The organism is Streptomyces sp. NPDC058665, assembly GCF_042714995.1.
Classification (GTDB): Bacteria; Actinomycetota; Actinomycetes; order Streptomycetales; family Streptomycetaceae; genus Streptomyces.
Genome location: NZ_JBHXRX010000125.1, coordinates 1 through 7,909 on the forward strand (window position 1 = coordinate 1; position 7,909 = coordinate 7,909).

At 70.3% G+C, this 7,909-nt stretch carries 10 protein-coding genes; 3 read left to right on the top strand and 7 right to left on the bottom strand.

Features of this window, described 5'->3' with window-relative positions; all coding sequences use genetic code 11:
* Positions 1 to 102 precede the first annotated feature (102 nt).
* The 4 genes from ACFWV8_RS37875 to ACFWV8_RS37890 all read right to left on the bottom strand — a co-directional run bounded on the left by ACFWV8_RS37875 (position 103) and on the right by ACFWV8_RS37890 (position 3,862).
* The gene (locus ACFWV8_RS37875; protein WP_384215027.1) at positions 103 to 414 is read right to left on the bottom strand and encodes a hypothetical protein; all 312 of its coding nucleotides are present in this window, start codon (positions 412 to 414) and stop codon (positions 103 to 105) included.
* Between the two features lie 111 nt (positions 415 to 525).
* Positions 526 to 1,407, bottom strand: a complete 882-nt coding sequence (locus tag ACFWV8_RS37880; RefSeq protein ID WP_384215028.1) for an SDR family oxidoreductase — start codon at positions 1,405 to 1,407, stop codon at positions 526 to 528.
* Positions 1,404 to 2,324, bottom strand: a complete 921-nt coding sequence (locus tag ACFWV8_RS37885; protein WP_384215029.1) for an alpha/beta fold hydrolase — start codon at positions 2,322 to 2,324, stop codon at positions 1,404 to 1,406. Before ACFWV8_RS37885 ends, ACFWV8_RS37880 begins: the two co-directional genes overlap by 4 nt.
* On the bottom strand, positions 2,321 to 3,862 hold the full coding sequence (locus tag ACFWV8_RS37890; RefSeq protein ID WP_384215030.1) for a flavin-containing monooxygenase: 1,542 nt from the start codon (positions 3,860 to 3,862) through the stop codon (positions 2,321 to 2,323). The genes ACFWV8_RS37885 and ACFWV8_RS37890 overlap by 4 nt, the downstream gene beginning before the upstream one ends.
* A 163-nt stretch (positions 3,863 to 4,025) precedes the next feature.
* Here ACFWV8_RS37890 and ACFWV8_RS37895 point away from each other — a divergent pair, with 163 nt between their 5' ends.
* Positions 4,026 to 4,688 carry a MerR family transcriptional regulator gene (locus ACFWV8_RS37895; RefSeq protein ID WP_384215031.1) on the top strand — a complete coding sequence of 221 codons (663 nt, stop codon included), beginning with the start codon at positions 4,026 to 4,028 and terminating at the stop codon, positions 4,686 to 4,688.
* A 2-nt stretch (positions 4,689 to 4,690) separates the two neighbouring features.
* Here ACFWV8_RS37895 and ACFWV8_RS37900 read toward each other — a convergent pair whose 3' ends face one another.
* Complete coding sequence (locus tag ACFWV8_RS37900; RefSeq protein ID WP_384215032.1) at positions 4,691 to 5,491, bottom strand: exodeoxyribonuclease III; 801 nt, start codon at positions 5,489 to 5,491, stop codon at positions 4,691 to 4,693.
* Between the two features lie 43 nt (positions 5,492 to 5,534).
* Here ACFWV8_RS37900 and ACFWV8_RS37905 point away from each other — a divergent pair, with 43 nt between their 5' ends.
* Positions 5,535 to 6,014, top strand: a complete 480-nt coding sequence (locus tag ACFWV8_RS37905; protein ID WP_384215036.1) for a GNAT family N-acetyltransferase — start codon at positions 5,535 to 5,537, stop codon at positions 6,012 to 6,014.
* An 84-nt stretch (positions 6,015 to 6,098) separates the two neighbouring features.
* Here the strand turns inward: ACFWV8_RS37905 and ACFWV8_RS37910 are convergent, their stop codons facing one another.
* Together ACFWV8_RS37910 and ACFWV8_RS37915 are read right to left on the bottom strand one after the other, a co-directional pair.
* Positions 6,099 to 6,506 (bottom strand): rodlin, encoded by a 408-nt coding sequence (locus ACFWV8_RS37910; protein ID WP_384215033.1) that lies wholly within the window; start codon positions 6,504 to 6,506, stop codon positions 6,099 to 6,101.
* Between the two features lie 208 nt (positions 6,507 to 6,714).
* Positions 6,715 to 7,125, bottom strand: coding sequence for a rodlin (locus ACFWV8_RS37915; protein WP_384215034.1), 411 nt, complete (start codon positions 7,123 to 7,125; stop codon positions 6,715 to 6,717).
* A gap of 218 nt (positions 7,126 to 7,343) precedes the next feature.
* Between ACFWV8_RS37915 and ACFWV8_RS37920 the strand changes: the two genes are divergently transcribed.
* Entirely contained in the window at positions 7,344 to 7,757 is a 414-nt protein-coding gene (locus tag ACFWV8_RS37920; protein ID WP_384215035.1) for a rodlin, read from the top strand.
* The last annotated feature ends 152 nt before the right edge of the window (positions 7,758 to 7,909 follow it).

The following is a 7,909-nucleotide window of genomic DNA, read 5'->3' on the forward strand; positions in this document are numbered from 1 at the left end:
CAGCACGCCCGTCCGGCGACCGAGGACAACCGCGGCCCGTGGCCGCGAAGGGGCGCACACGATGCCGGTGCACCGGGTGCGCCCTTCGTGCGGACAGCCGGGTCAGGCGTCGTAGTCCTCGGCGAACCGGTCGCGCGAGTCCTGCGCGCGCTGCCGCGCCCGGTCGCCCTCGTCCCGCATCCGCTCCTGGCCTTGGCCCTGCCCCGGGCGCTGGCCCTGGTTCTGGCCCTGCGGAGGGCGGCCCTGCGAGGAGCGCTGGGACGCCTCGTCCTTGCGACGGACGTTCCCGGCATCGCGGGTGTCACGGGCATCGCGGGCGTCGCCGGGGTTCCTGTCGGCGTTCTCGCGCGTCTTCTTCTTCGCCTGGTCGGCGAGCTGCTGCGACTTGTCCTTGAACTGGTCCGCGATACCCATGGGTTCTCACTCCTGGAAGTCGGGCGAATTCCGGTGAAGTCCGGTGCGGCCCGTGGACGAACTCCCGGGCCACGACCAGACTTACACGCTCCGACATACCGCGCATTTCGATCAGTTACGCTGCGTACGCCCCTGCTCGTCGGCCGCCCCGCCGGCCCCCAGCAGCCCTCTGGCCACTGCCCCGAGCCGTGGTTCGAGCCCCCGCATCCGGCGGGACCCGACGGTCGCGACCAGGCCGGGCAGAGACCCCCGTACGGACCGCATGCCCCGCAGCCACCACTGCGCGTACACGTGCGCCGAGCGCCGCTCGATGCCCGAGACGATGCGCTCGGCCGCGGGCCCGAGGGGATATGTCTTCCCGGCCGGCCACGGCAGCCCTTGCCGCATCTCGCGCATCACCTCGTCCTCGTCGGCGCCGCGCACCATGTCGGTGTCGGTCCACGACAGATAGCCGACGCCGACCCGGACGCCCTTGTGCCGCACCTCGGCGCGCAGGCTGTGCGCGAAGGCCTCTACCCCCGACTTGGAGGCGCAGTACGCGGTCATCAGGGGCGCCGGGGTGATCGCGGCGAGCGAGGCTATCTGGAGGAAGTAGCCGCGGCTCTCCATCAGTACGGGCAGGAACGCGCGCGCCGTGACCGCCCCGCCGACGAGGTTCACCTCGATCACCCGCCGCCAGGCGGCGGGGTCGGAGTCCAGGAAGGGACCGCCCGCGGCGACACCCGCGTTGGCCACGACGATGTCGACCTTCCCGAACCGCCGCTTGACCTCACCCGCGACGCGGACCATCGCCTCGTGGTCGGTGACATCGGCGTACCAGTGCTCGCACTCGGTGTGCAGCCTGCTCGCCACGTCCTTCAGCTCGTCCGCCTCCAGCCCCACGAGCGCCACGCGGGCGCCGCGCGCCGAGAGTTTGCGGGCCAGCGTCTCTCCCACACCACGTGCCGCGCCGGTGACGACGGCGACCTGTCCATCGAGGCCGACCCGGCTCATACGGCGCTCCCCTCGGTCTCGTCGGCGTGCCCCGTCCTGTCGGCACCGGCACCGAGGTGGTCCGCCACCAGCCCCCGGATCACGGCGGTCACCGCCTCGGGAGCCTCCACCGGGGTCATGTGTCCCACGCCCGTCAGCTCGGTGACGCCGACGCAGTGGGGCAGCGCGGCGGCCGTCCGGTGGGCCAGGACCGGGGGCGTCAGCCGGTCGGCGGTCCCCGTGAGCACCGCCGTGGGGACCCGCAACTCCCGTACGCCCGCGTCGAGATCGAGCGAGCCCAGCACCTGCGACCAGGCGACCCGCACCGCGCGCGGGCAGGCGTGCACGATCCGCGCGCAGGTCGCGATCCGGTCCGGCGCCGTACCCGGCCCCATCGTCCCGTACCGCAGGAGCCGCTTCGAGAGGGGCGTGACCGGGCCGAGTGGGGCCCGCGCGCCAAGGATCATCCGGGTCAGCCGCGTCCGCAGCCGTCCGGGCCGCATCGGCACCACGAGCGATTCGGCCACCAGCCGCGAACTGCCCGTGCTGCACAGGAGCGCCGCCGCCGCGTGCTCCCGGAAGGCGGGCCGCGCGGAGGCGGCCATCAGCGTCATACCGCCCATCGAATGCCCTGCCAGTACGGCCTTCTCACCCGGCGCGAGCGTCGCGCCCAGCACCGCCTCCAGGTCGTCGGCGAGCGCGTCGGTGGTGTACCCGTGGCGGCCGACGGCGGGTGAACGCCCGTGCCCGCGCTGGTCGTAGACGATCACGCGGTGGTCCCCGGCGAGGTCGTCGATCTGCCCGGCCCAGAAGCGGGTCGAGCAGGTCCACCCATGGCTCAGCACGATTGCGGGCGCCCCCTCGGAGCCGTACACCTCGATGTGCAGCCGCGAGCCGTCGGCGGAACGCGCGCTGATCTCACGGACGGGTCGGCTCATCGGACGCTCTCCTCGGTGTGCTCGGTGTCTTGGGTGTGATCGGTGTCCTCGGTGCGGGTCTTCGCCGCCGGTGCCCGGACGATGTCGTACTCCCCGAGGTCCACCGCCCGCGTCGCCCGCCGGAACTCGGTCGTCGTCCCGGGCCAGATCGTGGTGTTGCGCCCGCCCGCGTCCAGGTACCAGCTGGTGCAGCCCCCGGTGTTCCACACGGTGCGCGTCATCCTCTCCTGTACGCGGCGGTTCCACGCCTCGACTGCCGCCGGTGTGGGGGTGAGCGCGGCGCCCGCCCCGAGCGAGCCGAGCGTGCGCAGATAGTCGCCGAGATAGCTGAGCTGGGACTCGATCATCAGGATCATCGAGGAGTTGCCCAGCCCGGTGTTGGGGCCGACGATCGTCATGAAGTTGGGGAAGCCGGCGGCCGTCGAGCCGCGCAGGGACGCCATGCCGTCCTTCCACGACTCGGCGAGCGTGCTCCCGTCCGCCCCCACCACCCGCTCGATGATGGGCATGTCGGTCACCCGGAAGCCGGTGGCGAAGACGATCGCGTCGACCTCTCTCTCGCTCCCCTCCGCGCCCACCAGGGTCGACCCGCGCACCTCGCCGAGCGCGGACGCGACGACGTCCACATTGGGCCGGGCGAGCGCCGGATAGTACGTACTGGACAGCAGGATCCGCTTGCAGCCGATCCGGTACGAGGGCGTCAACTTGGCCCGCAGCACTGGGTCCTTGATCGCCCGTGCCATGTTCGCCTTTGCCACGCGCTCGACCAGCCGCAGCTCGCCGGGCCGTTTGGTGAACGCCTGGACCTGCAACTCCCTGATCCCCCAGAGCAGTCCGCGCCGCGCGGCGCCGGCGGTCGGCACCGCGCGGTACAGCCACCGCTCGGCGGCGGAGATCGGCCGGTCCGCACGGGCCATCACCCACGGCGGGGTGCGCTGGAAGAGCGTCAGCCGCGCCACGTCGGGCTGGAGGGCCGGCACGATCTGGATCGCCGACGCACCGGTGCCGACCACGGCGACGCGCTTGCCCCGCGGGTCGAAGCCGTGGTCCCAGCGGGCGGAGTGGAAGACCTCGCCGGGGAATGAGTCGAGCCCTGGCACGTCAGGCACCCTGGGGTCCGACAGCGCCCCGGTCGCGGAGACCACGACGTCCGCCGTGAGGGTCCCGCGCGAGGTCTCGATCTCCCAGTGCGCCGCCCCGCCGATCCAGCGCATCAGCAGCACCTCGTGGTCCAGCCGGATGTGCGGCCTGAGCCCGAAGGTGTCGGTGACGCGCTCCAGATACGCGCGGATGTGCGACTGCCCCGAGAAAGTGCGCGGCCAGTCGGGGTTGGGCGCGAAGGAGAAGGAGTACAGGTGCGAGGGCACGTCGCAGGCGCAGCCCGGATAGTCGTTGTCGCGCCATGTCCCGCCGATGGACCCCGCGCGTTCCAGGACGACGAAGTCGGTGATCCCGTCGCGCCGCAGCCGGACGGCGGCCCCCAGACCCCCGAATCCGGATCCGATCACCGCCACCCTTACATGCTCGTGCTTGGCCATGCCGCCGCCTCCCGCCGGAGCGCCTCCCGGTAACCGCGCCAGTAATCACTGGCACTGTCGGGAGAGTAGGGCAGCTCCCTACTCATGGGTAGAGGGCGGGCAGGAAAAGTTACCGGCGGTACGGGCCAGGGGCGGGCGCCGGCCGCGGCATAGGCTGACCGCCATGTCCGACCAGCAGGAAGTACGGGAGGAAGCCCGCGAGTACCGCGTGAAGGAGCTGGCCGAAGCGGCCGGCATCACCGTGCGTACGGTCCGCTTCTACCGCGAACGCGGCCTGATCCCGCCGCCCCGCAAGGAGGGCCGGATCGCCTGGTACGACAGCCACCATCTGGCCAGACTCCGTACGATCGCCGCCCTGTTGGAGCGCGGCCACACCCTCAACGGCATCGCCGACCTCGCGACCGCGTTCGAGAGCGGCCGGGACGTCGGCGAGGTCCTGGGCCTCGGCGAACCGACCGAGGAGACCCCCGTCCGCCTCACCCCCGAGGAGCTGGCCGACCACTTCGAGGGCGAGGTCACGGCGGAGAACCTGGCCACCGCGCTCGAACTCGGCTACCTCGCCACCGACGGCGACGACCTCGTCCACATCAGCCGCCGTCTCCTGGACGTCTCGGCCCGTCTGGTCCGCGAGGGCATCCCGCTGTCGGCGGTCTTCGAAGCGGGCCGCGAGGTCCGCGCCCACGCGGACGCCCTGGCCGAACTCTTCGCGAGAACCCTCCAGGCCCATGCCCCCGACGCCGCCCCGGAGGTCCTGCGCCCGCTGGCCAAGAGCGTGGTGGAGGCGGAACTCTCCATGGCGATGGACCGCCGCCTGCGCGAGAAGTAGCGCTACCCCAGCTCGTACGCGACACTCACCGGCGCGTGATCGCTCCAGCGCTCGTCGTGCGTCGCCGCCCGCTCCACCCACGCCTTCACCGCACGCTCGGCCAGACCGGCCGTCGCCACCTGGTAGTCGATGCGCCAGCCCGTGTCGTTGTCGAAGGCGCGCCCCCGGTAGGACCACCAGGTGTACGGCCCGGTCTGGTCCGGGTGCAGGGCACGGACCACGTCCACGTACGACGCCTCGTCGAAGACCCGCGTCAGCCACGCGCGTTCCTCGGGCAGGAAGCCGGACGACTTGCGGTTGGCCTTCCAGTTCTTGAGGTCGGCCTCCTGGTGCGCGATGTTCCAGTCGCCGCAGACCAGCACCTCCCGGCCGTCCGCCGCCGCGCGCTCCCTCAGACCCCCCAGGTAGACCAGGAACTCGTCCATGAACCGGACCTTCTCGTCCTGGCGCTCCGTGCCGACCTCACCCGACGGCAGATAGAGGCTGGCCACCGTCACACCGGGCAAGTCGATCTCAATGTACCGCCCGCTGGCGTCGAACTCGGCGCTGCCGAAGCCGATCCGCACCCGCTCCGGCTCCCGCCGCGAGTAGACCGCGACCCCCGCGCGGCCCTTGGCCTCCGCAGGCGCGAACACCGTGTGCCACCCCTCGGGCTTCCGTACCGCCTCCGTGAGCTGGTCCTCCTCGGCCCGCACCTCCTGGAGGCAGACCACGTCGGCACCGGTCCCGGCCAGCCACTCCACGAAGCCCTTCTTCGCGGCGGCACGCAGCCCGTTCACATTCACGGAGGTCACAGTGAGCATTCCGGCACCCTACCCAGGAGGCTCTACCATCGGTGCCGTGGCCATCGAAATACGTCAGGTCCCCTACGACCACCCCGACGCCGCGAAGCTCGACGCCGAGGTCCAGCTCGAATACGCGGCGCGCTACGAGGGCGAGGGGGACGCCACCGTCCTCCACCCCCGGATGTTCGACCCGCCCCACGGCATCTACTTCCTGGTCTACGACGCGGACGACCGCCCGATCGCCACGGGCGGCTGGCGCTCGCAGGAGACCAACGACGAGGGCTACGCGGACGGCGACGCCGAGATCAAGCGCATGTACGTGACGGTGGAGGCGCGCGGCCTCGGGCTGGCCCGCCGTATCCTCGCCCGGCTGGAGGAGAGCGCCCGCGCGGCGGGCCGTACCCGTATGGTCCTGGAGACGGGCACCAAGCAGCCGGAGGCCATCGCGCTCTACCGCTCCAGCGGCTACACGGACTGTTCGAAGTTCGGCCACTACCGCGACGACCCGCTGAGCATCTGTCTGGCCAAGCCTCTCGGCTGAGAGCGGTTCCCGCCCACCGCGTCCGGACACGACAGAGCCCGGCCGGGCAGCCGAGCTGCCGGACCGGGCTCCGGGGCGGAACGGTCAGTGGTTGCCCACGCCGTTCGCCGAGAGGACCGGGATGTCCTCCAGGATGTGCGACAGAGGCTCGTCGCCCTTCGCCTGCGTCGAATTCTCGGTGCACTGCTGGTTCTGCGGGGAGGACAGAACGTTGATGTCCTGAACGGCGACCGGCACGAAGCCCCCGAGGGCGCCGATGTTCCCCTTGACGGGCAGGCCGACGCAGGGCTTGTTGAGCGAGCCCTGGACGAGGCTGAGCTGCGGGCTCATGTCCCCGTGGGTCTCCGAGTTGCCGAACGCCTGCTTGGCACCGTTGCCGCTGAGAGACGTCGTGCCCGTGTCGTTGCCAATCGCCAGCGCCGGCGACGCGGTGGCGGCGAGACCGCCGACCATCGTGGCCGCCACAGCAGCGGTAGCCCACAGCTTGTTCATTTTGTTGCCTTTCCAGAAAGTCGGACTCCACCGGTGGAGTGCCGGTTTGCTCAACTCGCCGTATCTGGTTTGGTTGCGCCCGTTCCCTCTAACAGCCCATAAGGCATATCGGCGCGTTGACAGCGAGCGTGAAAACGACCGGGCCACCGCGGAATTCCGCGGTGGCCCGGTCGCGCTGTTTCAGTGGTTCAGCGTTTCAGCGTTGATATCAGCCGTTGCCCGCACCGTTCGCCGACAGGATCGGAATGTCGTTGAGGATGTGCGAGAGGGGCTCGTCACCCTTCGCCTGCGTCGAGTTCTCGACGCACTGCTGGTTCTGCGGCGAGGACAGGATGTTGACGTCCTGGACAGCGATCGGCACGGCACCCAGCAGCGAGCCGGCGTTGATCTTGGCCGGCAGACCGATGCAGGGCTTGTTGAGCGAGCCCTGGATGAGCGCCATCTGCGGGCTCATGTTCCCGTACGTCGCCGAGTTGCCGTAAGCCTGGGTGGCACCGTTGCCGCTGAGCGACGTGGTGCCCGTGTCGTCACCGACGGCGAAAGCCGACGGCGCGGCCATGGCCGACATGCCGACGACGGAAGCGGCGACGGCCGCGGAGGCCAGAACCTTCTTGATCACGATGAGTCCCCTTCTGAAAGATGCCCCAAGTCCCCGGGGCGTCATGAGCAACTACGTTCAGCGGGCTTGGTTATCGCGATTCACTCCAACGGCTTATTAGGCACTCAATCAGCCCGCTCGGGGCCCGCAAACCGTACGAGTGAAGCACCGGAACCAAACCCGGGTGAGCCGGTTGGGCAGGCCGCACCACCTGCATTTCTTGAGAAAAGGAACCAACCGTGATCAAGAAGATTCTGGCAACCGCGGCGGTCACCGCCTCCGTGGTCGGCGCCTCCGCCGCTGCCGCGCCGTCGGCTTTCGCCGTCGGCAACGACACCGGCACCACGTCGCTCAGCGGCAACGGCGCCAAGCAGGCTTACGGCAACTCCGCGACACACGGGAAGATGAGCCCGCAGCTCAGCCTCGTCCAGGGCTCGCTCAACAAGCTCTGTGTCGGTCTGCCGGCCAAGGCCAACGTCGGCTCGCTTGTCGGAATTCTCGTGCCGGTCGCGGTCCAGGACATCAACGTCCTGTCCTCCCCGCAGAACCAGCAGTGCGTCGAGAACTCGACGCAGGCGAAGGGCGACGAGCCTCTCTCGCACATCCTCAACGACATCCCGGTCCTCTCGGCCAACGGTGCGGGCAACGGCTGACAGCCATCGCCGATCCGGCCCCCATTTCCGGGCTAACTGAGCCGGGGGGGGGGGGGGAGGCCCCCCCCGCGCCCGGAAGTGTTTTGGGGGGGGGTGCTAAATATTTTTGTGGTTTTAAAAAAAAAGAACCCACCCCACCTGCAAAACAAAGG